Here is a 26,400-nt window from a genome sequence, read left to right on the forward strand (position 1 = left end):
ACCTACTCCTTCGAATCGTTTTGCACTTTGTCGGCGGTCAACATCTGCTCGAACATCGAGGCCGACTGCGAGAAATCGCTCGGCAGCACGACCGTCGAGGTTTTACCCGTGCGAGCGAACTCCGTCATCATCTCGGACCACTGCGTAAACATGAACAGCTGGTTGGCCTCGTCGTTGCCGACACCCGTCTCCTGGATGATCTCGAGTGAATCCTTGATGCCCAGCGCGATGGCCTTGCGCTGGTTGGCGATGCCCTCGCCCGCCTTTTCCATCGCCTCGGCCTCGGCGGTCGCCTCGGTGACGCGCTTGATGCGATCGGCCTCGGCGAGCTCCTGCGCAGCAGCGCGCTTGCGCTGGGCAGCGTTGATGTCGTTCATGGAGTTCTCGACCTCGGTCGGCAGCGCGATCTTGGTGATGAGTGTCGACACGAGGGTGAATCCGTAGGCCGCCATCTGCTCGGACACGGTGGCATTGACGTCCTTGGCGATGTCATCCTTCTTGGCAAAGACCTCATCGAGCGTGTAGACAGGGATGGAAGAGCGCAGGGCATCGGTGATGAAATCGCGCATCTGGTCGACGGGCTCCTGCAGCATGTAGTAGCTCTTGTAGATGCCCGAATCTGCCGGGCCAGCGCCCATGTCATAGCTCACGTGGTACTGAGCAGAGACTTCAAGGCCGATGGTCACGTTGTCCTGGGTCTTAACGTCGATGCCGAAGCCGTTTTTCATGGTGCGCAGACTCACCGTGGCGGCCTTGCGGTCGATTACGGGCACCTTCATGTGGAAGCCCGCGTTGACGATGCGGTTAAATTTGCCCAGACGCTCGATGATCACGGCATGCTGCTGTTCAACGACATAGCAGGCGTTGGGGAGCAGCAGCAACAAAATGATGATGGGAAGTAGAAGGCTTGTAAGGGCGGCAATGATACCGGACAGCAGCATGGTCTCTCCTCTGATAGGCACACGTTGGCACTAGGATACCCACACAAAGCAACCACGTGACATCAACAAGAGGCCCATAACAAAAAAGCTCCCATTGCTGGGAGCTCTTTCATTTAATGGTGCGGGCGAAAGGACGTCCGCGCATCCGCTTCGCGGATCCGCACCGGCTTCGCCCGCCTGCCGGCGGACTCGCCAGCTCGCTAAAAACGCTCCGCGTTTTCTTTACGCTCGCTCCTTCACAGGTTCAAGTCCCCACGATGGGCCCATAACAAAAAAGCCCCCATTGCTGGGAGCTCTTTCATTTAATGGTGCGGGCGAAAGGACTTGAACCTTCATGGGGTTGCCCCCATACGGACCTGAACCGTACGCGTCTGCCAATTCCGCCACGCCCGCGTGCAGGAATTAGAATAACGGAGCGCCACCGCGAACGCAAGAACTATTTTTGAAAAAGTTTGCAGGCATTTTCCCAGGCGGCTCGAGCGATTGCCTCAGCGTCCTCGCCGGTACGATCGACGCGGTCGTTGACCAGCGCGTTTGCTGTGATGGAAATCATTGCCGGCTCGCACTCAAGACCACGAATGGGCTCCGGCGCCATATACGGGCAATCCGTCTCGAACAAAATGCGATCGAGCGGGGTTGCCGCAAATGCCTCGCGCACGTCGTCGTTGCGCTTAAAGGTGGCCGCGCCGCCATAGGCGATATAGCAGCCCAAACCCACAAAGCGCTCCATTGTGGCGCGATCTTCGCCAAAGCAGTGCAGCACGCAACCGGCCTGAGGCACACCCACCTCGCGCAGCACGTTGTACGCATCCACGTGCGAGGTGCGCTCCCCATCCGAGTCCTCGTGCCGCAGGTGCAGCTCCACCGGCACATCGCGGCGCACGGCAACTTCGAGCTGACGTGCCATGCAATCAATCTGCACGCTATGGGGCGCCGGTGCGATGTCGTCGTCGTAATCCATGTGGTAGTCCAGACCGATCTCGCCGATACCGGCGCACAAAGGGTCATCAAGCGCGGCAACGACCTGTGCGTGAATGTCGTCGGTATAATCCGGCGCGCCATAGGGGTGAACGCCAGCGAGATACTTGACCTGCGGAATATCCCGTATCGGCAGAATTTCGCGCACGAGCCAGTCACTATAGTCCGTCACGCTGCGCTTGTCGGCGATGGGGTCGAGCATCGTCACCAACAGGTCGACGCCCGCGGCTTTGGCGCGCACGAGCGTCTCGGGCACTTCTTTGCCCCAAAACGAAAGCAGATGCGCATGAGTATCGGCAAGCGGTGCCAAGGGCACGGGACAAGCAACCGTCTTCTTTTTCTTGGTAAACGTCACGCGTTCGGCATTAGGCATCATGGATTAGCTCCTGGGCCAGACGGATAAAGTCGGCAACGTCAAGCGTCTCGGCGCGCGTGGTGGGCGCGATATCGCAAGCCACAAAGGCGGCATCGAGCACGTCCTTGGCAAAACCATTGGCGCTCATGGAATTGCGGATGGTCTTGCGACGCTGAGCAAATGCAGCGTCAATCACGCGGGTCACAAACTCGCGATCGAGCCCCTCGGGCACCACGCCGTCAGCACGGTCAATACGCACGACGGCCGAGTCCACGTGCGGCGCCGGCATAAAGCAACGCGGCGGCACCTCAAAGCGACCCGTAACCTGCGCATATAGGCCAAGCTTTGCCGTATAGCCGCCATAGGTCTTGTTGCCCGGCGTTGCGGCAATGCGATCGGCAACCTCCTTTTGAACCATGACAACGGCGCGCTTGAGCGCAGGCATCGTCTGGAAGAACTGCAGAATGATTGTCGCTGCCACGTTATAGGGCAGGTTCGCGACAAACACCGTCGGCTCACCGCCCGCAGCCTGCTCAATCTGCCCCGGCGTCACCTTGAGCGCGTCGCCCATGATAAAGCGGAAGTTGGCATAGTCGGCGGCGTGGGCATCGAGCACCGGCTCGAGCTCGGGATCGGCCTCGATCGACGTGACACACGCCGCCTCCTGCAGCAGCGCAAGCGTAAGCGTACCAACGCCCGGGCCAACCTCGAGCACGCGCTCATCGCCCGCAAGCTCAGAAAGCTCGCAAATGCGCTCAATTACATGGTTGTCGATCAGGAAATTCTGTCCCAGGCGATGCTTGGTCGCAAGGCCAAACTCCTCCAGCAGTTCCCTTGTTGCCGTGGGGTTTGCCAAAGGCGAAGTTGTCATAGTTGCCTCCTTAGCATGGTGGCGGCGTCTTGAAACAAAAGGGCATGGACCGTTGCGGCCATGCCCTTACATCTAAACAGCAAATTGCCGATATGGCGCGCGGCGTCTTAGCCCAGACGCGGGAACAGCGGCTCGCCCTTCTCGACGGGCTGACCACCGGCAAGCAAGCCCCAAGCGCAAATGCCCTTAAGGTCGTCGCTCGTGGCCTCGTCCTCGCAGGACAGGCGGCGCAGGGCCTCGGCAGAAGTCTGAGGCATGAGCGGCATCAGCAGGTGAGCGGCAATGCGGATGGCCTCGAGCAGGTTGTAGATCACAAATGCCAGCTCGTCAGCCTTGGCCTCGTCCTTGGCAAGTGCCCAAGGCTCGGAGTCCTCGATGTAGTGGTTGGCGGCGTGGATGAGCTCCATGACCTCGTCCTTGGCTCCACCGTAATCGAGCACGTCCATCTTGGCCATGTAGCGCTCGACCAGGCCATCGACGATCTTTGCCAGCGGGTTGTCGAACGCGTCGAACGACGCGGGCTTGGCGGGCGCGCAACCGTCAAAGTACTTGCCGCTCATGTTGAGCGAACGCGAAATCAGATTGCCCCAGCTGTTGGCCAGGTCGGCGTTGTAGACCTGCTCCATGCGATCGAAGCTGATGGCACCGTCGGTGCCGGGGACGACGTCGGTCATGAAGTAGTAGCGATAGCCCTCAACGCCCAACATGTCGATAACGTCCTGCGGAGCGATAGCGTTGCCACGGCTCTTGGACATCTTCTCGGCCTTGCCGGTCTCGGCATTGCGCACGGTCAGGAAGCCGTGGGCAAAGACGTGCTCGGGCAGGGCCTCGCCGATGGCCATGAGCATGGCGGGCCAAATGACGCAGTGGAAGCGGATGATGTCCTTACCCACGATGTGGAACTGCGCGGGCCAGCGATAGGCCAGCTCGGCACGCGCCTCGTCGGTGTCGACACCGTAGCCGACGGCCGTCATATAGTTGAGCAGCGCATCGAACCACACGTAGGTCACGTGGCCCTCGTCAAACGGGACCTGAATGCCCCAGTCAAAGCTCGTGCGGCTCACGGAAAGGTCGTTAAGGCCGCCTTCGACAAAGCTGCGCACCTCGTTCATGCGGAACGCGGGCTCGACAAAGTCGGGGTGCTCGTCATAAAGCTTGAGTAGCTTGTCCTGGAAGGCGGAAAGCTTAAAGAAGTAGGACTCCTCCTGCACGCGCTCAAGCGGACGGTGGCAGTCGGGGCACAGGTGCTGGCCGACGCTGCCGTACTCCTCGTCGCCCTTCTGAACCTGCGTATCGGTAAAGTAGGTCTCGTCAGGCACGCAATACCAGCCGTCGTAGCTGCCCTTATACAGGTAACCGGACTCCTTCATGCGCTCCCACAGGTACTGTACGGCATGATGCTGGCGCGGCTCGGTGGTGCGGATGAAGTCGTCGTTGGAAATCTCGAGCTTGTTCCAAAGCTCCTTGAAGTGTGGGGCCTGGCTGTCAGTCCACTCCTGCGGCGTCATGCCATGCTTGGCTGCGGCCTCGGCGACCTTCTCGCCGTGCTCGTCCATGCCGGTCAGGAACTTGACGTTATAGCCGGCGGAGCGGCGATAGCGAGCCTGAACGTCGGCGATGATGGTGGAATAAGCCGTGCCCAGGTGCGGATCGGCGTTGACGTAGTAGATGGGCGTCGTGATAAAGAACGAAGGCTTGCTTTGATCCATGGGGTTTGTCCTCCAGAAAAACGTTGCATACAGGGGATGATTCTAGCGCAAGGGCTGGATATCCTCCATCTATTGCATATCGAGCACCATGGCATAGACATCGCGCTTGCGGCGCGAATACTTCTGAGACAGGCGCTTGGCCACCGCAGAGGCGGGCTCCCCCTCCTCGAGCGCGGCGCGGATATCCTCGCACAGGGCCTCGTCGGGATCCGCTGCCGCGGCGCCAACCGGCACGATACCGGCCTCCTCATCCTCGTTCGGCGGCGCGATGACCAGCGCAATCTCGCCCTTTACCTCGCCGCGAGCACGCAGCTCCTCGGCGAGTTGGGCAGCGGGCCCGCGCAAGACCTCCTCGTGCAGCTTGGTGAGTTCGCGGCAGACGGCAACCTCACGCTGGGAAAAGACCTCCGCCACGGCCTCGAGCGTCGCCACGATGCGATGTGGAGACTCATAGAAGATGAGCGCGCCGGGCACTACGGCAAGGCGCTGCAAACGGCGCACGCGGTCGCCGTGCTTTCGGCCCAAAAAGCCCTCGAAGAAAAAATGCTCGCAGGGAATGCCGGACGAAACGAGCGCCGTAACGCAAGCAGAGGGCCCGGGAATAACTTCTACGGGCACATCGGCCTCACGCGCTGCCTCGACCAGCGCCTGACCGGGATCGGACACACTCGGCATGCCGGCGTCCGAGGCAAAGGCGAGGGTCTCCCCCGCCAGCAGACGGTCGACCAGACCGGCGGCGCGGCTGGCGATCACATTCTCGTCGCAACGGACAAGCGGCTTGGAAATGCCCAGGTGCATCAGCAGCTTTGACGTCACACGCGTGTCTTCGCAGCAAATGGCATCGGCGGCGGCAAAGGCCTCGCCAACGCGCGGGGACAGGTCACCCAAGTTGCCGATGGGCGTGCCGACCACATAGAGTTTGCCCGTATGGGCGCTGTTTTGCGTCATATCAACCTATTCAATCATGCCGCGCTCGAGCGTACCGAGCGCCGCGCGGGCGTCCCATGCTGCAATGCGCTTCTCGGTCTTCCACGTTTGGAAGAACCAACCGGCAGCCGGCGCAAACGAAGCCAGCTGGTTGGCGATAAACACACGCTCGTAGGCATTACGTCCCTCGGGCGTAACCGACGAGTTGGCAAAGATCGCCGCGCCCGACCATTCGCCCACCAGCACGGGGAACCCAGTCGAAATCGCTTCTTTAAGCTCGCGCTTGTTACGCGAAATCGCCGTCGTCAGCCCGCGGGGGCTCGTGATGTCGAGCGCATACTCGTCGCGGTAATGGTACAGGTGAAGGTCCATGTAGACGTTCTTATACTTGGCGCCGCGCATAAAATGCTTCCATTCGCTGGGATGCCCCGACGACGAGAAGACGACGATCTTATCCTCGGGCATATACGAACGGACGAGCTCGTAGGCATCGCGATAGAAATTGCGCAGGTAGTGGGCCGGAATGCCGTCCGTCATGGTAAAGAGACTCTTGCGGACGCTCATCTGCGGCGTGTCCAGCAGCTCAATGCCCAGCAGGCTCTCGGCCTCGCCGTAGCGATCGGCCAAGCGCTCGAGCACGTCGAGTGCGACATGACGGCCGTTGGTGGACGAATGCCATTCGGCAACAGCCTCCGGCGTGGTGGGCGAATCGTTGGAATCGCCCTGGCCACCGGGCACCGTCGCCAGATCGAGCAGCACGCGGATGTCGTACTTGGCTGCCCACTCAATTGCACGGTCGATGTAGTCGACAACCGAGATGTAGGACGCATCGGACTCTTGCGAACCAAAGGCATACCAGGGCACCGGCAGACGCACGGCATTGAGACCGATCTGCGCCATGCGGCAAAAATCGTCCTCACTCACAAACGTCTCGTAATGACGGCGCATGCGCTCGTTATAGGCGGCGGTGCCCATGGCCTCCTGCAGCTCGGCCGCATTGGATGCACCGGTCGCCGCGTATAGCGACGGGGTCACCCAAGGCTCGGGAATAAACCAGCCAGAGAGATTAACGCCGAGTATCCTCTCCATCACTGCCCCCTTCGGATCGTGCAGGCCAAACCTGCATCGTATTGCATAGGAAAAGTATCGTTTTGAGTATACCCGCGCGTGCGGACAGACGACCGAACGGTCTGCAAAGTGGCGCAAAAGCGGGAGGAATGTCTGGGGCGGGCCCGAGCTAGTGCGCCGAGATGTGCACGCACGTCGGAAGCAAGCGCCGGAAAGCGCATCCCGCTCTAAAGCCCAATTCTGGGATGCATTTTCCGCGGAACCCCACATAAAAGAAAAGGACCCCTTTGCAGAGGTCCTAGCCAATTCAAGGTGGCGGGGAAGGGAATCGCGTCCGCGCGCCGCGCGGACGGACCGCTGCGGCGCTTGCGCGCCTTGCGAGCTGCGCTGGCAAACGCTACCGCGTTTCCTCAGCTCCGCGCCCTCACGGGGTTCGATTCCGTGCAAGGGCTACATAAAAGAAAAGGACCCCTTTGCAGAGGTCCTAGTCAATTCAAGGTGGCGGGGAAGGGAATCGAACCCCTGACACGAGGATTTTCAGTCCTCTGCTCTACCAACTGAGCTACCCAGCCATTTGAGGTGTGCCTTGTTTCAAGGCTTGATTAGTATAACCAAGGACGCGCTCCGGTCAACCGAGAATTTGAAAAAAGTTTTTGAGCACGGCGCCAGCCACAAGGCCGACCCTATAGAACAGCACGTTAGAGACATCAACCCACCGCAAGAAGTTTTTCGCTCAAGGCTGCACGGGCAAACTCACTTGGCGTCATTCCTTCAGCCGCCGCCCGACGACGAATCGCCTCCTTCATCCCTAGGGGAATCTTGACCGATAGCGTTGCCGTCCCTTCGCTTGAGAGCGGAGGCCGCCCGTGCACGATCCCCCCAACGGTATGCTCGCCGTCCGGAAACCCGCCATGCTCGTACGACTCGCACCACGCGTCAATCATTTCATCCGTTACAACCTGACCATTGGCAGCCGTATACGCCTTGCTCATCATCGACCCCTCTGCCGAGCTTGCTCGATCTCTTGCCAGAATTTCTTCTGAACCGGAGACAGGGCATGAATAATGAGCCATCCACGAATTAGTTCGACTGTAACAAGTTCCACACTTCGACCATCTGGAAGCCATCCAATGGCAAGCCATCTCGGCGGCTCGTCCTCCGACTCGCGGCGAATGCACTCAGTAACCGCGAACCAGGCACCAAGCACTTGCTTTTCCGTCAAGTGTTTTTTGGCGTTGGGATGGATCTCAACATCCATGCATCTTCTCCTCCATCTTACCCAATTTCGTATGACGAAAGTCCGCTGTCGCCAATTCTTACGCCGGCACTTGTTGAAAGGCGGGAGGTGTAGCGAGGATTGAAGGGCGTTCCAGCACCGCCCAGGCACCGGGACAGGAACACATGCGCCAAGGACGGACGTTTTCGTAGCATGCGAGGATGCTGCCGTTGCGGTCGATAAAAGCAATGTCGATGGGGTAGGCCATAAAGCAGGTGTGGACCGAAGAGCAGCGTGGGAACGCCATGACGAGCGGCAACCTGTTGGCGGCAATCGGAGACCGTCCCAGCATGCCGCGCAGGCGCACGGCAAACGACTCCGCCACCACAAACTCGGCAGGCGTCCAACCCAGCCTGTTGAGCGCCCGCGCGTAGGCAATGTAGGATGAGGCCGCGGTCACATAACCACCCCCGGACGCCACGGATCGACCGTCACTGCGCGCTCGTGCGACAACTTTGCCGGTGCCCCCAGCGAAACGCCGGCGATGCTGAGCGAGCTCGGCCACGGCTCGTAGCGCATGGTACAGGTATAGGTCCTAAACGTGCCGGAGAGCGAAAGCAGACCGCCATCCGATGTCGTCGCACCCTGCTCGCTCGAGACCTCAATCTGCAAGTCATAGCCTTCCATGGCATGTTGGATCTGAGCCTGAACGGTCGCGGAGGCATCGATGGAGCTGTCATCGCCCTCCCCGCTCGGCGCCACGGCATGCGCTAGCACGATATCGGGCACCACGCGATCGAAGCGCGCGACCGCGCCGGCAAAGACCATGACGTTGTACACGATGAGCGCCAGAACCAGCAGGACGGGCGTGACCACGGCCATCTCGACCGTCGCCTGGGCGCGCTCCTCGCGCAGGCGCTTGCGGATGCTCATTACGACCCACCGCCCAGGGCACCCGCCAGCGTGGCGACATCGACGGTGAGTGGAATGGAACCGCCGCCGGGCAGCGGAATCTCCGCAAGCGTGAACACCGTGCCGCTGATGGTGCGCTCGACTTGATATTCCAGCGCCTCGCAAAGCGCCTTGGGGTCGGTCACGCCCAGCGGAATACTTCGTAGCTTGTCCTGCACTTTAGAAAGACCTGTGATGTCAGACCCAGGGCTCTTGATGACATTGGCGGTGTCGGTCAGCACCGGCTTTCGCAGGCGCAAGTCGCACGGCTCCAAGCCCAGCGCCGCCACGGACGCCGAAACGGTATCGCCGAGCCACGATGCAATGGAGCCCAGCGCGCCACTGCTCCCTCCCAGGCCATCGATCATCTCATCCATAAGCTCGTCGGCCGAGCCCTGGATGTCTCCGTATCCCACAAGTAGCCGTCCCCAAACATCCATGACGCCATCGAGTACGCCGGCAACGCCACCCGAACGTTCCTCCAACGTCGAGAAAAACCGCGAGAGAACGTTGTTCTGCGCCGTCGCGTCATCGGGTGCCAGCACCGCAGCAGAGATCGAACCGCGCTCACCAAGTCTGACTGTCGTGTTAAACGAAGAGTTGAGCTCATCGGGGCTCGAGATGGCACCCGAAACCGCAAAGGCGACCACGCCGTTGCGACCGGGCGGGGCGATACGCGGACGCTCGCCCGAAAGCGTTTTAATAGCCTCGTCAAACGCATTGCCCGCACGGTCAGCCTCGTCCTCGGTCTGGCGCATGAGCTCAAGCTCTTTGTTGCGGCATTCGACGTAGTCTTCCAGAGCGTCTTTGAATCGATCAAAGTGGTACTCGAAGCCGTTTTCGATTGAAGTCGAAGGAGCCGCAACGGCGCCGAGCGACGAAACACCAAAATGGCATCTGTTGCATTTGTCCTGCCCGTCATAAGCAGCGACCGAGGCTAGCCCGCCTGGCGTCCCTTTCTTATAGTTGGGGCAACTCGTTCCGTAATGCAGATACGTCTTGCCATCATTGGCACTGGCTGGCCACACCGCATCGGTATAGAGCTCCGTCGCTCGCACCTCGTCGGTGTTGCGCGGCAACAGCGGGATATAGAAAGCGACTTCATCTCCGTCCTCGGTTACATATGCACGATTGACCTCTGTACTCGCATAGGTGTAAAACGCCTTGCGCGCCGCCGACTCCGCCTTCATCTCGACGCTTGAACCCTGCGGTTTTTCGTCTGCCAGACGCTGGTGATAGTAGGTCTTCGCGCGATCGAACGCCACCTGTGGCTCCCATGTGACGCTCGAGGCATAGTGCGGATTCTCAATATCCGAAAGCTTCGCCAAACTCCTCGCGCGTTCCCACATGCATGAGCAACTGCCGACCGAAGCCGGATCCGACCCGCCGCAATCCGCAAGCCAGGCGCGCTCTTTTGCTTTCGCCGTCTCCTCCGAGGCCTTCTGCAGCTCATCTGCTGCGCGTTCCAGATCTTTCGATGTGTCTTTAATGATATCGGTCGAGATCTCGGACCCCTCGAGCGCAACGAAATCCGACTCGGACGTCCTGGGTACGGCAAGCGCCGTACCGGTATAGGTCGCGCCCTCGGTTTCCTGCGCCGACACGGCCTGCGTAGCTCGCGCAGCGACCAGATACGGTAGAGCCGTCTCGATTTTCTGCAGGCCCTTGGAGGCGCTTTTGGCAAACTTGTTGCGCGTTTTAATGATCTCAATTCCCGTGTCGACCATATCGCCCGCGGCAAGCTCGGCACCCGGAATAAGGATGGCGACCAAGCCGGTGCCGATCGTGGCAAACCCCGCCAGGCCCAAACTCAAAATGCTCGCATCCACCACCGTCGCAGCCGTGTGGTAGGACGACACCACATTGGCGCCTGCCAGCGCGCCGCTATCGGCAGCCACCTGGGTGTCCCCCGCGCGCGACATGCTCCATATCGCCGCCGTTGACGAAAACAGCAGCGTGAGCACCACCAAGATGACCACCGCAGAGGAGAGCGTGGTATAGGCACCGTCTTCGATAAACAGGTCGATCCCGGCTCGACCCATAAAGCCGCCTCGCTTGCAGCGAGCACGCGGTCGGCAACGGCCCGCAAGCCCCCTCGTCACCTTCAACAGGCAGCGCTTAATCCCATGCAGCAATCCATGAATCATAATCTCCCTCCAGCCACTCGGGACGCGATTGGTACGAGACGTCGACCTTAAGCTCGACATAGCCGTTTTTGCCTGCGCTACCCATAGCCTGCGCAAACGCACCGATCACGGGCAGCGGTTTAACCTCGCCGGTAACGGAAACAGACGAGACGCCGCCCGCATCGGCCCGACCAAGCTCGATATCCCACGACAGGGGCCCGCCGGCATGGAAAATCGAAACGTCGGGAACCGCGGCAAGACGGCGGCGGGCAAACTCCTTAATATCCTCGTCATCCCCCACCGTCGTCGTGGTCATGAGCCGCGCGGTCTCGGCGGCGGCAGACTCCATGACCGCGCGTGTATAGAGCAGGCACACCGGCTGCAGCGCCAACAGGACGAGCGTCAGAAACGTCGGCAGTAGGAATGCCGCCTCGACCGTAGACTGAGCCCGGTCCTCGCGCGCAACATCAATACAGCACGATGTCCTTAGCACCCGCAGCAGCGTCGACAACCGATGTCGAGGTGACGCCGTGAGATGCCGTCCGCTCGACCAGCGCCGCCAAGCGCCCATCGGCACCGGCACGCCAAAGCCCTGCGATCGCCAGCACGATGGAAAGCAGTGCCACCGTGACGATGGCGTATTCGACCGTTGCCTGGGCAGATTCCTCGCGCAGGACATCATGCATTTCACGACCCCTCCTTTGAGTTCGTTGTCTGCGGGGTCAGGCGGACCACGCGCAGGCAACACGAAGTATCACCAGCATCCGCGGCAACCGTCACCATATCGACCCAGCCGCGTCCGTCACGCACGATGGCGCCCCACACGTTGCCCTTGATGTCGAGATAGCCGCTCAGAGCAAGTTGCGCCGTGGGCACCTCGCGATAGGCACGCAGCATATCCGCCGCCGCCTCGGTCATCGGTCGGCACTCGGACCATGCGAGACGAACAGCGACGGCATTGTTTGCAGATGAACCCGTTGCAGCGTCCGCTCGCTCGTCGAGTGCTTGCAAGAACGTTTGCGCCGTGACGGCGGCATTCGCATCGGCCGCGTCTCGCGCATCGTCTATTTGAGACGCCGCAGCCGAACCCGATCCCGCATCCGCGGCAGCCCCTAAACGTTGTTGCCGTGCTGCGTTAAGCCCCCAAACCGCCACTGCCACTGCCACGACCGCACAGGCGAGCACCAGCAACGCGCCGACGGGACGGGCGCCCTCTACAGGCTGTTGATGCCCTCGCTGATAGCGCTCCATAAATCTTGGACCTTGCCCTTAAATGCGACGATGGCAATGATGGCAATCACCACGAGCACACCGACTAGGATGGCGTACTCGGTGGTGCCCTGCGCGCTCTCTTCCCGCAGCAGTTCTTCGGCACGCTGGCGAGCGTGAATTGACTGGCAAAACGCCAAGCTCCAGACCTTGTCAACAACGTCAGTCATCGTATTCATGTATTCCTCCCTACATCATCCCGCCTGCTCCCAGCAGCGGGCCCAATATGGACAGAAGCAACGCCGGCAAGATGAGCGTGCCGGTGGGAATCAGCAGCTTGACCGGCGCGCGCTCAATCTCGCGCTCGACTGCAGCGCGATGGGCCGCGCGAATCTCGCGACTTTGAGCCGCCAGCGTCTCGGCAAGCGGGGCACCGAGGGCAAGCGCCTGCCCCGCTGTGATGGCAAAGGTCTCGAGCGCCCGCACATTCAGGTCGCGCGCGGCCGCCAGAAGCTCGTCCTCGCGCGTCCCCACGCCCACCTGCCACGCCATGCAGGCTCGCTCAAGGCGGAGCGCCAACGTCGATCGGCGATTGGCGCAAAAAACCTCAAGCGCCGCATCGAACGAAAGGCCAGCAGAAAGCCCCAGACGCACCACGTCGATCATCTCGGACACCTCGCCAAGCGACACCTGCGCCGTACCACCCGTGCCGAGCATGCCCTTCAACCGTGTTACCAGGCCATCGGTCACCGAGCGGGCAGCCGCGACAACCAGCAGCGCCTCGCATTTGCAGACCTGGGCGATCTTGCATGCGTCTGCACGCTCCAAACCCGTCACGATAAACACACTGAGCGCGCACAGGCACGCCGCGGCCCCGACCAAGACGCTCATAGCTCCACCCGCATAATGCGCCGGATAACCACCAGCGCGACGGCGTTGAGGGCAAGGCCCAACACCACGGCACCGGCACCCGCCGGCGTTGCAAGGCCGCGGCGAAAGTCGGCCGAAAGCAGCGCCAGCACCGCGCACATACCCGCCGGCATCGCCGAGACCATGTGTGCCGACATACGAGCCTGCGATGTCTTGACGTCCAAGCGGCGCTTGAGCTCAATGCGCTCCCCCACCATGCTCGACGCCTCGGATAGCAGGTCGGCAAGCGGGGCGCCGGTTCGCTGCGACACCTTGAGCGCCAAAGTGACAAGCGAAAGGCCGGGGGCATCGATACGGTCGAGTAGGTCATCCAACGCATCAGTCGCCGAGACGCCGCAGTCGATCGCCGCCGCCACGCGCAAAAACTCGGTATGTACCGGCTCTTGCGCGTGAGTTCCCACAAACCTCATGCCCTGGGCCAGCGAATGACCCGAGGCGAGCGACATAGAGAGCGCCGTAAAGGCCTCGGGCATGGCTTCTTCCACATCGTGTTGCTCGCGGCGACGGTCGAAGGTGTCGCGAGCGGCGCCTACGCCAAACGGTGCGAGCAGCCCCAGGACAAAGCCGATGGGCGACAGCGATACGACAGTCAGGGCAATGCCGCAGACACCACTCGATAGCAGCAAGCATGCCAGGCGCGCCTCGTCATCCTCGATAACAAGGCCAAGGCGATGTGCTGGAACCAGCGCCGCCCAGGAGCGGGCAATCTTTTTTAGCAGGTCGTTTTCTACCAACTCGCGCGGCAGCCTCTCGGCAACCGACTCAAGCGCATGACTGACCAGTTCCGCCGGCGGCACGCGCGACACACGAGGCTCCGCCCCGCACGCCACCGCGGCAGAAAGCCCTGTCAAGCCCCCTACGACGAGGGGCACAACGATCTCCATTCGTCCACCTCCTCTTGTGTGAGCGTTCCCGAGCGCAGGCCCTCCGCGATAAACGGAGGCTCGCGATCGAGCGTCCAGGTGCGCGTGGCGGCATCGAACGTCACGTAGCGCTCAAGCTCCACGCCGCCTGACGTGCCGCGTCGCACCCCCGAATAGGAGGACACGAAACGCCTGCCGTCCGCATGACGCTCGGACATCACGATGCCGTCGAGCGCCATGGCAATCTGCTCCTCGATAAGCTCGCTCGGCAGATCGATGCCATAGCGCGCAAGCAGCGTCAAACGCACCACGGTCTCCTGCTCGGTGCCCGCATGAAGCGTGGTGAGCGATCCGTCGTGCCCGGTGTTCATGGCCTGCAGCATGTCGCAACATTCCGCACCGCGCACCTCACCCACCACAATACGGTCGGGACGCATGCGCAGGGCGTTGGTCACCAGATCGCGGATTGTCACCGCGCCCTCGCCCTCAATTGAAGCCTCGCGCGCCTCCAGGCGAACCACATGCGGGTGATGCGCAAACTTGAGCTCGGCGGAGTCCTCGATCGTCACGATGCGCTCGCCGGTGGATATCTCGCATGACAGCGCGTTGAGCAGCGTGGTCTTGCCCGATCCCGTGCCACCCGCAACCGCCAGATCTTGACGCAGCGACACCGCACACGACAGCAGTTGCGCATACCAAAGCGGCAGCGACCCCAGGCCCACAAGCTCGTCCAACGAACAGATGCGATCTGAGAACTTGCGGATGGTGAGGATTGGCCCATCAATCGCCACGGGCGGGATCACCGCGTTGACGCGATAGCCCGTCTTGAGGCGGGCGTTGACAATGGGGCTGCGCTCGTCGATGCGCCTGCCCAGCGGCGAGATGATGCGGTCGATAAGCACGCGGATCTGCTCGTCATCCTCAAATGCATGCTCGATGGGATATAAGACGCCGCCGCGTTCAAAGAAAGCCGAGCGGCAACCGTTGACCATGATCTCGGTGACGGTGTCGTCCTCGATGAGCGGCTGCAGCGGGCCCAGGCCCACCACGTCGTCCAAGATCTCGTCGATGATGGTCTCGCGCTCGGGCGTCGCCAGGTCGCCCGGCTCCTCCACGTTGAGCGCCGCCTCCACCGCAGGACGCAATTCCGAGCGGGCGCGCGCCGGATCGATGTATGCGCTGATACGCGCCACCTCGTCATAGCCCATGCGGTCCATCACGGCGCGCTTGGTGCGGCGCTTGACGGCACGGTGGCGCCCCGCATCAACAGGCGCCGCCGCCGCGGCCGCACCGGCTTCCTTAATCCTTGTTTGCAAGCTCATCGCGAATCACCCTCGCGCGACCAGGGAAGACGGATACGTGGGCGCTCGGTGCGCGTCGCGCGGTCGGTGACCATGTCACTCCAGGGACCGACGGCGCAGCCCAGCTCCACGAGCATCTCGCGCGTGGCTTCGCGCACGCTGGTGGCAAAAGCGCTGGTCTGGCCCACTGCCTCGTCAGCACGGCCGAATGCCATGAGCGCCGTCAAGTCCTGCCCGCCGTCGGCAATGCGAATCTTGGAGCTCAACGCGCAGGTAATCTCAAAGCGCATGGCGACATCCTCGTCGGCGCCGCGCGCGCCAAACCGGTTGAACACGGCGCTCATGCGCGTACGCGGCACGCCCACACGGCTCGCCAACTCGATGACGCGTGCCGCGGACGTCGCAGACGACACCGATGGATCGCCCACGACCAGGCAGCGGTCGCTCGCCGCCACCGCGGCCGCCACGGCGTCGCCCCAAAAGACCGAGGTGTCGACAAGCACCACGTCGGATTCGCGGCGCAAGACATCGAGCAACAGCTCCACCGGACGCGCCATGAGCTCGGCCTGTTCGGGCGCGGCGACCGGGCCCCAAAGCGTAACGCCCGGGGCCACGCGCATCGAGGCGGCCACGATGTCCGATTCGGCAAGTGTGCCCGCAGCCGATGGCTCGATAAGCGTCGCCATGTCATGCGGGGTATCGGCACCCAGCAGGTCGTAGAGGTTTCCAAACATCAGGTCCAAGTCGAGCACGGCAGCGCGCAGGCCCAGCAGCGACGCCGCGTGCGCCATGGCGGCGACGATCGTCGACTTGCCGCAACCGCCCGAACCCGAGACGGCGCAGACAACCGGGGCTCGATGCGACGAAGCGGCGGCATCCGCCGACGGCGTGGGGGCAGGCGGCGCCGGCACAGGCGGCAACGTCCCCGTCTCCCCGGCAGCGCTCATATGCTGCGCCCAAGCCGGCATGGCAGGCTGCTCGGTCCGCGGGGCCGAATCTGGGGACTTCACGGTCGCATCGACACGAACATTGTCGTTCCCGGCAAGTCCCTCAACCTCGTCGAGCTCATCGACCAGGCTCACGCCATGCACGTATCCCATATCTACAGCCAAAAGATCCTCGCCATACGGCACCGGCTCTCCGACTTCATCGTATGCAAGGGGGTCCCGGGGACACCGACCATGCTCGGCTTCCGCTTTTCCACAATCATCAACACGCGGGCCTCTTGTAGCGCGAGGCGCCCCGGGTTCCCTATCAACAAAAGCCTCGGGCTCAATCGTCATACACCGGCCGTAATCAACCGTTCCCTCGCCCGCGCGCCCGTTGCCGCATATGCTGCGCGCAGCGATAACCTCGGTCGCCCCCGCGCGAAACAGCCCCTCGATATCCGAAGGATCGAGCGTCTCTATCAGTACGACCACGCGGCTCACACGGCCCTCGGCCGTCAGGCGTGCAACAGTCTTTCGCACGTCTTCGGCATCGAACAGGGCTGCCGCGATAATCGCCGCCCCGCGACGCGACGGAAACGCCCGCGCCATGGACACCAGCCCATCCAGGTCGCCCACGCGAAGCACCTGCGCGCCCGCATCGCGACCCTCGACTTCCCGCTGCAGCAATCCGTAATCACCACACGCGCAGCATGCAAGCCAGATCGCCTTCATCACTCGTCGCCTCCGCTCTTTTTGCCGCGCACCGTGGCGGGAATCGTCAAACTGACCGTCCCCTTGCCCGAGGCCCCCAGCAATTCCTTAACGTCTTCGGGGTCGGCCGCCAGCGTCACCCATTCGATCTTGCCTTCGCGCGTGGCGCCGGCCACTTCGCTGGTATCGATCACGCGCGCGCCGCACAGCCGATCGGTCACGCCGTCCTTTTGCACGTACACGTCCACGTAGCTGCCCACGCCCGTGGCGCCCCCGACCGAATGCTCGGCATCAACCGCCACCGAAACGGCGACCTTGCCTTTGGGCACCTCGAACGTGTGGCTTTCGGCCTTGGTGTAGACATCGCAAATCACGGCATTTTTAGGGATGCGTGAGGTCGTCACGTCGCCGCGCACCTGGCGCAACTCGGTCGCCGCATCGCGCGGCAACAGGCTCGCCAGCCATTCCTGGGTTATGACATTGGTCTCGTCAAGCGTCTCGCCCGCATCGATATCGCGTGCCGCGACGCACACCTCGACGCGATCGCCGCCATACTTGGCCAGCGTCTCGGCCTGGGCCTGCTCAGCCCGCGAGCGGATCGACGATGCGTAGACCATGCAGAGCAACGCGGCGAGCACGCCCGCGATCAGACTGATGGCGATGCGCTTGCTCTTGTTCACGGCCGCTCCTCTCAAGGTAGCACCGGGCGGATGCCCGTACCACCATTGTCCGAGCGGGCAAGCAGCAAAACGACGCGATCGCGATCTTGGTTTTGAGTGTCAAACCAATTGCCGACCAAAAGCTGACCGGCCCGTCAAGCTCGTGGCAAGGTTTTGGTCAGCACGTCGGCAAAACGCACGTTTAGGGGCGCATCGGCAATAAAAAAGCCGCCTCCCGTGCCATTGGGAGACGGCTGTCATAGGTAGATTCGATTACAGATGGACATCGGGATCGAGCATCTGAGCACTCACACGCATGGATGACGCCAGATTTTGGAACGTCTCCAGGCGCAGGCTGTCGATCTGCCCGGCATCCTCGGCCTCGCGAACGGCGCAGCCCGGTTCGTGGGTATGCGTGCAGTCGCCAAACCGGCACGCACGCGACGCCTCGACGATCTCGGGAAACGCGCGTGCCAAGCCCCGCTCATGCCCCACGAGCGGCAGGCTGCGAAGGCCCGGCGCGTCAGCAATAACGCCGGCTTCGCCCGGCAGCGCCACCATCACGCGCGCGACCGTGGTGTGACGACCCTGGTCATCGCGCTCACGCACGCCGCCGGTCGCCAATGTATCGTGACCCAGCAGCGCGTTGAGCAGCGTCGACTTGCCAGCACCCGATTCACCCAAGATCATGGCGCAGCTCCCGGCGGGCACGCAGGCGCGCACCTCGTCCAGGCCACGACCCTCGGCAGAGGACGTCACGATCACGCGCACGTCCGGACCCACCAAGCGGTGCACGCGGTCCAGATCGCGTTCGAGCTCATCGGCGTCGCAGCGGTCGGCCTTGGTGAGTACCACCACCGGCTCGGCATCGCAGTCGAGTGCCAACACCAGCGAGCGCGCCACGCGGTCGAGCAGTACCTCGCCGGCGCCGAGCGCCTGCACGATCAGCACGCTATCCACGTTGGAGCAAAGCACCTGACGCTCGCCGCGAGCGCGTCCGCGCCAGCGCTCAAAACTCGTGCGGCGTGGCAGCACGCACTCGATCACGCCCATGTCGTGCCCGGGCGCACGACGCACCGCCACGCGGTCGCCCACGGCGGGCAGCAGAACCTCGTCCTCGCCACGCGACTTGGCAAACCCCACGGCATGCTCGGCACGAAAGGTGTCATCGGCAGTCGCCACCAGCGGAAACCCACGATCCAGGCGCACCACGGCACCAAGCTGCATCTGCTCGGGCTCCTCGGCCCGAGCACAATAATCATCGAAGGCAGCCCGCTGAGCATCATCGACCGGCAGATCGTCGAACGCCGGAACATCCTGCAGCGCATCGAGTCCCGGCACGCTTGCCAGCAGCTCCTCGGCAGACGCGGGAGCTTCGGTCGCAAGCTTCCGACGACGATCGCGCTTAGCCCGCGCCCCCGTCGTCTTTTTCTTCGCTTTAGCTTTAGCCTTAGCCACAAACGCCTCCCAGCAGCCAAAATCACAACTGAGCAGGTATTTTAAATCAAAAAGAGCTGGCCGGGCAAAGCCCGACCAGCTCACAAACTTTCCCTCAGCCCTTTTCATCCGCACGGGAGAAAAGCCAACAAGGATACCGCAGGGCCCGCCCCGGAAGCCCTTTCTCCCGAACGATCCCGCAGCGCGAAGCGCGAGGACCAGTGAGGGAGAAAGGGCGTGGGGCGGGCCCGGACGAGTACGCTACTCTTTCTCCACAGCGCGCATGATCGCCTTGTAGATCTCCATCAGCGGGATGATCAGGAAGGCCAGGCCCAGCGCGGCAAGAACGCCCTTGAGCTCAAGCGTCACAGGGCCAAAGAACATCTCGGCAAGCGTCGGCTGTACGGTCACGATCACCGTCAGCACCAGCGCCAGCGCAGCGGAAGCCCACAGCCACTTGTTCTGCTTCTTCATGGTGAACAGCGACGCACGACGGCTGCGCATATTGAAGCAGTGGAAAATCTCGACCATGTTGAGCGTGATGAACGCCATCATCACGCCTTCCTCGTCGGCATTGCCGGCGATCATATCAGCGATGTGAATGTAGCCCATGTCAAAGTACACGCCCACAAAGAAGCTCGCCAGCACCAGCGCGGTGATGATCAGACCCTGGACCACGCAGTCCAGACCCATATGTCCGGCGAAGACACCGTCCTTAGCGTTGCGCGGCTTGCGCTTCATAATGTCGCCCTCGGCGTCCTCCATGCCCAGCGCGAGCGCGGGGAAACAGTCGGTGACCAGGTTCACCCACAGCAGCTGCACCGGCTGGAAGATGGTAAAGCCGATGAGCGTGGCGATAAACACCGAGAAGACCTCGGCAAGGTTTGCCGAAAGCAGGAACTGGATGACCTTGCGGATGTTGTCGTAGATGCGACGGCCCTCTTCGCAGGCACCGATGATGGTGGCGAAGTTGTCATCGGCAAGCACCATGTCGGCGACGTTCTTGGTGACGTCGGTACCGGTGATGCCCATGCCAACGCCGATGTCGGCGCGCTTGATGGACGGGGCGTCGTTGACGCCGTCGCCCGTCATGGCCACGATCTGGTCGCGCGACTTCCAAGCCTCGACGATGCGGGTCTTGTGCTCGGGCTGAACGCGGGCGTACACGCCGTAGTCCTCGATGTGCGCGTCGAGTTCCTCGTCGCTCATGCGGTCGAGGTCGGCGCCCGTGATGGCCTGGCTGCGATCGGTGACGATACCCAGCTGCTTGGCGATGGCCACGGCGGTGTCGATGTGGTCGCCCGTAATCATGACGGTGCGGATACCGGCATCGTGGGCCTCGCGGATGGCGTCGGCGACCTCGGGGCGGACCGGGTCAATCATGCCGGACAGGCCGCAGAAGACCAGGTCGTGCTCGAGCGCAGCGGGGCTGCAGTCGGCCGGGACCTCGGTGTAGGTGCGGCTTGCCAGCGCCAGCACGCGCAGGGCCTCGTCGGCCATGGCCTTGTTGGCGGCCACGAGCTCGGCGCGACGCTCCTCGGTCAGCGGAACGACCTTGTCGCCCTCGTAGATATGGGTGCACAGGCCGATCACCACGTCGGGCGCGCCCTTGGTGTACTGCTCATACTCGCCGTCCAGGGTCTCGACGACCACGGACATCATCTTGCGGCCCGAGTCAAACGGGGCCTCGCCCACGCGCGGATGCTCGGCAGTCAGGCCAGTGAGCCCCGCCTTGCCGGCATCGTTGACGAGCGCACACTCGGTCGGCTCACCCACGGCCTCGCCCAGCTCCTCGTCCCACTGGGCGTCGGAGCACAGAGCCATGCCGGCCAGGAACTTCTCCTTAGGCGCAGCGAGCTCGTGCTTGACGACGGTCATCTTGTTCTGGGTGAGGGTACCGGTCTTGTCGGAGCAGATGGTCTGCGTGCAGCCAAGGGTCTCGACGGCAGAGAGCTTGCGGATAATCGCCTGACGCTTGGCCATCTTGGTCACGCCGAGCGACAGCACGATGGTCACGACGGCAACCAGGCCCTCGGGGATGGCGGCGACGGCAAGCGAGACAGCGACCATAAAGGTGTCGAGCAGCGCGGTCGGATCGGTGAGAACGTTGCCCACGCCGTGGCGGATGATGTCGACGCCAAAGATGACGACGCAGATGACGATAACCATGATGGTGAGGATGCGGCTGAGCTCGGCGAGCTTCACCTGCAGCGGCGTGAGCTCTTCCTTGGCCTCGGCCAGGGCGCCGGCGATCTTGCCCATCTCGGTGTTCATACCGGTGCCGACCACGACGGCGCGACCGCGGCCGTATACCACGGTGGAACCCATGTAGCACATGTTCTTGCGGTCGCCGAGCGGCACGTCGTCGGTGCCGACGGCGAGCTCAATGACGTTGGCATGCTTCTCGACGGGCACGGACTCGCCGGTAAGGGCGGCCTCCTCGATCTTCATCGTGGCGCTCTCGAGCACACGGCAGTCGGCCGGGACGGAGTCGCCCGCCTCGAGCATGATCACATCGCCGGGCACGAGCTCGGCGCTCGGCAGGTGCACGAGCTTGCCGTCGCGCAGCACCTTGGACTGCGCCGCGCTCATCTCCTGCAGGGCCTCGAGAGCCTCCTCGCTTTTAGCCTCCTGGACCACGCCCAGCACCGAGTTGACGATAACGACGAACATGATGATGGCGACATCGGCAAAGTCCGCCTCGCCCTTGACCATGCCCGTGAGCGCGCTGATGACGGCGGCAACGATCAGCATGATGACCATGGGGTCGGCCATCTGCTCAAAGAAGCGCTTCCACAGCGGCGTCTTCTCGGCTTCCTCGAGCTTGTTAGGGCCTGTCTTAGCGAGGCGCGACGACGCCTCGTCGTCGCTCAGGCCGAGGTTCTCATCGACACCTTGGTCGCTGAGCACCTCCGCCGCGGCGGACAGGTATTCCTTTTGCATATAGAGTCCCCTCCTGGGATTCGGGCCACTCAGCAGATTGATGCCCGATCATAATTCCCAGGAGAAGGGCAAGGGCTCATCAAGGCTGCCGTGCTGAGCGGCAGTTGATAGTGGAGCTATGGTACCCCAAAGCAACGCGTCTAGCCAAAACAATCCATTTGGAAATATGGTCCATAAGCAACGGTGCAGACCGTGTGATGCTCAATACTGATAAAACGTTTTTTCTTCGGCGCATCATCAAATTGAAATATCGCCCAGATAGCAGCGGTTAGAACGGTTGGTAAAGTTTTTGCATATACCGTTTTTCCGCAAAAAATGAACTTCTAATTCGGCATACGGTCGATTTTTTGGGGTATTCGGACGCCATTTCGTTATAATCAACTCGGTTTTATTTCTTATGGTTTATCTATCAGCGCAAGACGATGTCAGATGGAGGTCTGAATGTACAAGCGCACCAAGATTGTATGCACCATGGGTCCCGCCTGCGATAGCGACGAGACCATCCGCGAGATGATCAAGGCGGGCATGAACGTCGCCCGTTTTAACTTCTCGCACGGCTCCTACGACGAGCACCACGGTCGCATCGAGCGCGTCCGTCGTATTTCCAAGGAGCTCGGTATGCCCGTCGGCATCCTGCTCGACACCAAGGGCCCCGAGGTCCGCACCGGCCTTCTGGTCGACGGCAAGAAGGTTGCCGTCAAGACCGGCGACAAGATCGTCGTCACCGCTCAGCCCACGACCGAGGATTTCCACGGCACCTCTGAGCACATCTCCCTCGACTACCTGGCTCTGCCCTCCGAGGTCGAGAAGGGCTCCCTCATCCTGATCGATGACGGCCTGGTTGCCCTCGAGGTCGAGTCCGTCGACGGCCAGGACATGACCTGCGTCGTTAAGAACGACGGCCTGATCGGCGAGCGCAAGGGCGTCAACATGCCCAACGTCAACATCTCGCTGCCCGCCATCACCGAGCGCGATCGTCAGGACATCCTCTTTGGCCTGACCGAGAACATCGACTACATCGCCGCTTCCTTCATCCGCGACGGCGAGTCCGTCCGCGGCATCCGCGAGCTTTGCCGCGAGAACGGCGGCGAGCACGTGACGATCTTCCCGAAGATCGAGTGCGCCCTGGGCGTCGAGAACTTCGACGAGATCCTCGAGGCTTCCGACGGCATCATGGTCGCCCGTGGCGACCTGGGCATCGAGATCAAGCCCGAGCTCGTTCCGCACATCCAGAAGGAGATCATCGCCAAGTGCAACGCGGCCTACAAGCCCGTTATCACCGCTACGCAGATGCTCGACTCCATGCAGCAGAACCCGCGCCCGACGCGCGCCGAGGTTGCCGACGTTGCTAACGCCATTTACGACGGCACCGACGCCGTTATGCTGTCCGGCGAGTCCGCTGCCGGTAAGTACCCGGTCGAGGCCGTCAAGATGCAGGCCAGCATTGCTCTCGAGACCGAGAAGTACCTCCCGGCTCACGCTCCGCTCGAGGTTCCGGCTGACGCTCACGGCACCCGCGTTGTCAACAACGTTGTGGGTATGTCCGCTGTGAACATGGCCACCACCGTTGGCGCCAAGTGCATCACCGTGCCGACGACCACCGGCCGTACTGCTCGCCTGATCTCGCACTTCCGTCCCAACATGCCGATCTGCGCGTTCTCCCGCCACGAGTGGGCCGTCCAGCAGATGATCATGTACTGGGGCGTTATCCCGCACCAGGCCGAGATTACCCAGGGCACCGTCAACGGCACGATCGTCAAGGCGATCGAGACCGCTAAGGAGCTCGGCTACGTCGAGGCCGGCGACCTGACCGTCGCCACCGCTGGCGATCCCCGCATGAGCGTCCAGCTCGAGGACAAGGTCTCCTCGACCAACGTCGCTTACGTCGCTCAGGTGCGCTAAGTCGTACTTGCAAGCACACTTGCATCGCAAAGGGCCCGGAAGGCGAAGCCTTCCGGGCCCTTTTTCTGTGCCAATGCCGGCGCACGGCAAAACACACACTCATTTCTTTACCAAAAGCGCGAAATCCACCCTTCGAGACCCAATGAATAAAGTCCCAAGCGCTAAAAGTGTTCGCCCGGTGGCAAACCCACACCTTAACCGACGCTGCTAAATCGTTTTAGCAAGAGCCGGATTGACCTGCTTTTCGGAAGTATGCGGCAAATTCTGATACCTCCGAGCACACCCCGTTTTTTCGCAACAAAATGCCTGATAAACTAGCCTCAAAAGCCAGGTCTGCTCACAAGGTTTAGATTTTGCCGCATACTTCCGAATTGACACTGGCATCGCACGGTCCAAAAGCATATTTCGACCAGGAGGACGTCATGGACCTGACGCTATGCGGTCAATCCGCTTTTTACTATCACCGTATCCCGCCACAGATATTAGGCCTTTACCCTGCCATTAGCCTTGGCAATATGGATCGCAGATGTTGCGGCCTCGGAAGTCATGCAGTTGTAAAAGACCTGCTTCACGCACCGCTTCACAGGATTGTATTCACTCGGGCACAATCCGGGTCGCGAAGCCTGTTTAAATCGCACCTCCTGACCCAAGAGCCGCCTCCCGGGTCGTTTAGGCAAACCGAGCATGGGTTTGATGTCACATCGCCCGAGTTCACACTGCTCAACCTTGCTACGCAGGTCTCACGCAACCAGCTGCTTATGGCGTGTTATGAGATGTGCAGCTCGTTTGCTGTGTATACACCCTGCAAACGAGCGCAACGGCAACTTGATGAAGCTATTTCGCTTAAGCTCATTCCACCCAACTGCGGCTGGGAGCGGGTTATCGACGTCAACGGCAAGGATACCAACCTGTGGAAGCGCACGCCGCTTCTTTCCGCAGCGGATATCGCCGCGTTCGCCAAGCAGGCCGCAGGCCTGCGCGGTGTTAAGCAGCTCCGCTGGGCCGCCGAACGCATGACAGGACAGACCGCCTCGCCCTTCGAAGTACAGACCTCCATGCTTATCTCGCTCCCCCGCGACGAGGGCGGCATGGGCATCAACATCGCAAACAACGTGCGCATCCCACTCAGCGACGCCGCGCGCTCGCTGTATGACAAAACCTGCTGCTACGCCGATATCCTCATCGAAAGCGCCACCGACAGCATGGGTGTCATCCTTGAATGCCAAGGCCGCTCCGCCCACGACAGCGAAGCCGCGAGCCTCTCCGATGCCGAGCGCGCCACCGCGCTCACAAGCATGGGCTACGACGTCATCCAAATTACCTTTGGCCAGATTAAGGATAAGAAGAGCTTCGACCACATAGCCGAGCTCATCCATAAAAAGGCTGGACTTTCCTACACCCCAAAGACCAAACAGGAGCGCGCCGCCGAAGTCACCCTGCGGCAAGAGCTACTTGTCAATTGGGTTGAGCTATTCACCGCCAAGCCGGCCAGCTAGCAGCTAGCAATCAGGGGGACTGCGGGAACGCCAGAAGCGGCAACGCGAGCCGCAAAGCCCGCCTCGGTCAGCTCGATGACCTCGGTAAACGTTGCGTCGAAGAATTTCTCGGTCAGCAGGCGGTATGGCGGATGGTCGGGCTCGCCGGGGTTTTCGCGCACGATCTCGTGCATAACGCCGATGGTCTTGAGCACATACTCCTTATGGATGGGATACTGCCCAAAACGCGTCGCCGCAGTATACAGGCGATCGGTCGCGCGCGGAATCGAAACAATGCCGAGCGTCTTGCCAAACCAGTCAAAGTCGCCTTGCTTTTTAATGCGGAACTCCTCGCACGGCTTGCCGCCGTGCGCCTCCAGGTACTGATTCACGCGCGTATTCCATACGGTATCGGCCACCAGATGCGACCAGACACCCAGTGTCAAATCGAGCAACGACTGCGCCACATCTTCGGATGCAAGCGAGAACTCACAGGCGCCGGGACCGGCAACCGGCTCGGCATCCCTGTAGCGCTGGGGATAGTGCACGCGATTCAGTCGCTCGCGCTCATCGACAATCGAGGTGGCCGCGGCTGGCGCACCGGTGGGCGAACTTTTAAGCAACGGTGCCACATAGGTATCCCAGAACTCATGCTCACGAGGCTTAGGGATAGGCTCGGGCTTTGCAAAGTGCGTAATGCGGTACGGGATGGGATCGGCGATGCCAGGGACCATATAGCCCACGAAGATATCCGGAACCACGCAGCCAAACAAAAAGGCATTGCGGTCGCGCACGCTATTGGCAAGCGCACCGGTGCGCTCCAGCAAACGCTCCGTCTGAGCGATATGAATGTTCCAGCTTGGCATAGCCACCCCCATAAAAAACCTGGATAACTATAC

25 protein-coding genes and 2 tRNA genes are annotated in these 26,400 nt (G+C 61.8%); 2 read left to right on the top strand and 25 right to left on the bottom strand.

Annotated features, from left to right (window positions below):
- Positions 1-2: 2 nt before the first annotated feature.
- From AAAX35_RS00220 to AAAX35_RS00335, 24 genes are all read right to left on the bottom strand, one after another.
- Complete coding sequence (locus AAAX35_RS00220) at positions 3-941, bottom strand: SPFH domain-containing protein (RefSeq protein ID WP_349116345.1); 939 nt, start codon at positions 939-941, stop codon at positions 3-5.
- A gap of 306 nt (positions 942-1,247) precedes the next feature.
- Positions 1,248-1,334, bottom strand: a tRNA-Leu gene (locus AAAX35_RS00225).
- Between the two features lie 43 nt (positions 1,335-1,377).
- On the bottom strand, positions 1,378-2,295 hold the full coding sequence (locus AAAX35_RS00230) for a TatD family hydrolase (protein ID WP_349116346.1): 918 nt from the start codon (positions 2,293-2,295) through the stop codon (positions 1,378-1,380).
- On the bottom strand, positions 2,285-3,145 hold the full coding sequence (gene rsmA / locus AAAX35_RS00235; protein ID WP_349116347.1) for a 16S rRNA (adenine(1518)-N(6)/adenine(1519)-N(6))-dimethyltransferase RsmA: 861 nt from the start codon (positions 3,143-3,145) through the stop codon (positions 2,285-2,287). Before rsmA ends, AAAX35_RS00230 begins: the two co-directional genes overlap by 11 nt.
- Before the next feature lie 107 nt (positions 3,146-3,252).
- Positions 3,253-4,854: a methionine--tRNA ligase gene (gene metG / locus AAAX35_RS00240; RefSeq protein ID WP_349116348.1), complete on the bottom strand. Its 1,602-nt coding sequence runs from the start codon at positions 4,852-4,854 to the stop codon at positions 3,253-3,255.
- A 69-nt stretch (positions 4,855-4,923) separates the two neighbouring features.
- Positions 4,924-5,802: a 16S rRNA (cytidine(1402)-2'-O)-methyltransferase gene (gene rsmI / locus AAAX35_RS00245; RefSeq protein ID WP_349116349.1), complete on the bottom strand. Its 879-nt coding sequence runs from the start codon at positions 5,800-5,802 to the stop codon at positions 4,924-4,926.
- Between the two features lie 6 nt (positions 5,803-5,808).
- Entirely contained in the window at positions 5,809-6,870 is a 1,062-nt protein-coding gene (locus AAAX35_RS00250; protein WP_117770515.1) for a cellulase family glycosylhydrolase, read from the bottom strand.
- A 478-nt stretch (positions 6,871-7,348) separates the two neighbouring features.
- Positions 7,349-7,421, bottom strand: a tRNA-Phe gene (locus AAAX35_RS00255).
- A gap of 135 nt (positions 7,422-7,556) precedes the next feature.
- Positions 7,557-7,841, bottom strand: a complete 285-nt coding sequence (locus AAAX35_RS00260; protein ID WP_195445762.1) for a ribbon-helix-helix domain-containing protein — start codon at positions 7,839-7,841, stop codon at positions 7,557-7,559.
- Positions 7,841-8,107 (bottom strand): hypothetical protein, encoded by a 267-nt coding sequence (locus tag AAAX35_RS00265; RefSeq protein WP_349116350.1) that lies wholly within the window; start codon positions 8,105-8,107, stop codon positions 7,841-7,843. The genes AAAX35_RS00260 and AAAX35_RS00265 overlap by 1 nt, the downstream gene beginning before the upstream one ends.
- Positions 8,108-8,165: 58 nt before the next feature.
- Positions 8,166-8,525, bottom strand: a complete 360-nt coding sequence (locus tag AAAX35_RS00270) for a DUF192 domain-containing protein (protein WP_349116351.1) — start codon at positions 8,523-8,525, stop codon at positions 8,166-8,168.
- A complete protein-coding gene (locus AAAX35_RS00275; RefSeq protein WP_349116352.1) occupies positions 8,522-8,998 on the bottom strand; it encodes a hypothetical protein in 477 nt (158 codons plus the stop codon). Before AAAX35_RS00275 ends, AAAX35_RS00270 begins: the two co-directional genes overlap by 4 nt.
- Positions 8,998-11,058, bottom strand: coding sequence for a hypothetical protein (locus AAAX35_RS00280; protein WP_349116353.1), 2,061 nt, complete (start codon positions 11,056-11,058; stop codon positions 8,998-9,000). The genes AAAX35_RS00275 and AAAX35_RS00280 overlap by 1 nt, the downstream gene beginning before the upstream one ends.
- A gap of 76 nt (positions 11,059-11,134) precedes the next feature.
- On the bottom strand, positions 11,135-11,635 hold the full coding sequence (locus AAAX35_RS00285; protein WP_349116354.1) for a TadE family protein: 501 nt from the start codon (positions 11,633-11,635) through the stop codon (positions 11,135-11,137).
- The gene (locus AAAX35_RS00290; RefSeq protein ID WP_147333370.1) at positions 11,610-11,828 is read right to left on the bottom strand and encodes a hypothetical protein; all 219 of its coding nucleotides are present in this window, start codon (positions 11,826-11,828) and stop codon (positions 11,610-11,612) included. The genes AAAX35_RS00285 and AAAX35_RS00290 overlap by 26 nt, the downstream gene beginning before the upstream one ends.
- A gap of 1 nt (position 11,829) precedes the next feature.
- Positions 11,830-12,393 carry a hypothetical protein gene (locus AAAX35_RS00295; protein ID WP_349116355.1) on the bottom strand — a complete coding sequence of 188 codons (564 nt, stop codon included), beginning with the start codon at positions 12,391-12,393 and terminating at the stop codon, positions 11,830-11,832.
- Positions 12,357-12,590, bottom strand: a complete 234-nt coding sequence (locus tag AAAX35_RS00300; protein ID WP_349116356.1) for a hypothetical protein — start codon at positions 12,588-12,590, stop codon at positions 12,357-12,359. Before AAAX35_RS00300 ends, AAAX35_RS00295 begins: the two co-directional genes overlap by 37 nt.
- A 10-nt stretch (positions 12,591-12,600) precedes the next feature.
- Positions 12,601-13,242 carry a type II secretion system F family protein gene (locus tag AAAX35_RS00305; protein ID WP_349116358.1) on the bottom strand — a complete coding sequence of 214 codons (642 nt, stop codon included), beginning with the start codon at positions 13,240-13,242 and terminating at the stop codon, positions 12,601-12,603.
- Positions 13,239-14,165 carry a type II secretion system F family protein gene (locus tag AAAX35_RS00310; protein ID WP_349116359.1) on the bottom strand — a complete coding sequence of 309 codons (927 nt, stop codon included), beginning with the start codon at positions 14,163-14,165 and terminating at the stop codon, positions 13,239-13,241. Before AAAX35_RS00310 ends, AAAX35_RS00305 begins: the two co-directional genes overlap by 4 nt.
- Entirely contained in the window at positions 14,138-15,466 is a 1,329-nt protein-coding gene (locus AAAX35_RS00315) for a CpaF family protein (RefSeq protein WP_349116360.1), read from the bottom strand. Before AAAX35_RS00315 ends, AAAX35_RS00310 begins: the two co-directional genes overlap by 28 nt.
- The gene (locus AAAX35_RS00320) at positions 15,463-17,106 is read right to left on the bottom strand and encodes a P-loop NTPase (protein WP_349116361.1); all 1,644 of its coding nucleotides are present in this window, start codon (positions 17,104-17,106) and stop codon (positions 15,463-15,465) included. The genes AAAX35_RS00315 and AAAX35_RS00320 overlap by 4 nt, the downstream gene beginning before the upstream one ends.
- The gene (gene cpaB, locus AAAX35_RS00325) at positions 17,106-17,765 is read right to left on the bottom strand and encodes a Flp pilus assembly protein CpaB (protein ID WP_349116362.1); all 660 of its coding nucleotides are present in this window, start codon (positions 17,763-17,765) and stop codon (positions 17,106-17,108) included. The genes AAAX35_RS00320 and cpaB overlap by 1 nt, the downstream gene beginning before the upstream one ends.
- Positions 17,766-18,017: 252 nt before the next feature.
- Positions 18,018-19,097: a ribosome small subunit-dependent GTPase A gene (gene rsgA / locus AAAX35_RS00330; RefSeq protein ID WP_349116512.1), complete on the bottom strand. Its 1,080-nt coding sequence runs from the start codon at positions 19,095-19,097 to the stop codon at positions 18,018-18,020.
- Positions 19,098-19,442: 345 nt separating this feature from the next.
- Positions 19,443-22,124 (bottom strand): cation-translocating P-type ATPase, encoded by a 2,682-nt coding sequence (locus AAAX35_RS00335; RefSeq protein WP_349116363.1) that lies wholly within the window; start codon positions 22,122-22,124, stop codon positions 19,443-19,445.
- Between the two features lie 441 nt (positions 22,125-22,565).
- Here AAAX35_RS00335 and pyk point away from each other — a divergent pair, with 441 nt between their 5' ends.
- Positions 22,566-24,026 carry a pyruvate kinase gene (gene pyk / locus AAAX35_RS00340; protein ID WP_138374409.1) on the top strand — a complete coding sequence of 487 codons (1,461 nt, stop codon included), beginning with the start codon at positions 22,566-22,568 and terminating at the stop codon, positions 24,024-24,026.
- A gap of 422 nt (positions 24,027-24,448) precedes the next feature.
- Positions 24,449-25,522: a hypothetical protein gene (locus AAAX35_RS00345; protein WP_225094193.1), complete on the top strand. Its 1,074-nt coding sequence runs from the start codon at positions 24,449-24,451 to the stop codon at positions 25,520-25,522.
- Here the strand turns inward: AAAX35_RS00345 and AAAX35_RS00350 are convergent.
- Positions 25,519-26,367: a hypothetical protein gene (locus AAAX35_RS00350; RefSeq protein ID WP_349116364.1), complete on the bottom strand. Its 849-nt coding sequence runs from the start codon at positions 26,365-26,367 to the stop codon at positions 25,519-25,521. The genes AAAX35_RS00345 and AAAX35_RS00350 overlap by 4 nt on opposite strands.
- Positions 26,368-26,400 lie beyond the last annotated feature (33 nt).

Origin of the sequence: Collinsella sp. CLA-ER-H11, from assembly GCF_040092445.1 — a bacterium.
Lineage (GTDB): Bacteria > Actinomycetota > Coriobacteriia > Coriobacteriales > Coriobacteriaceae > Collinsella.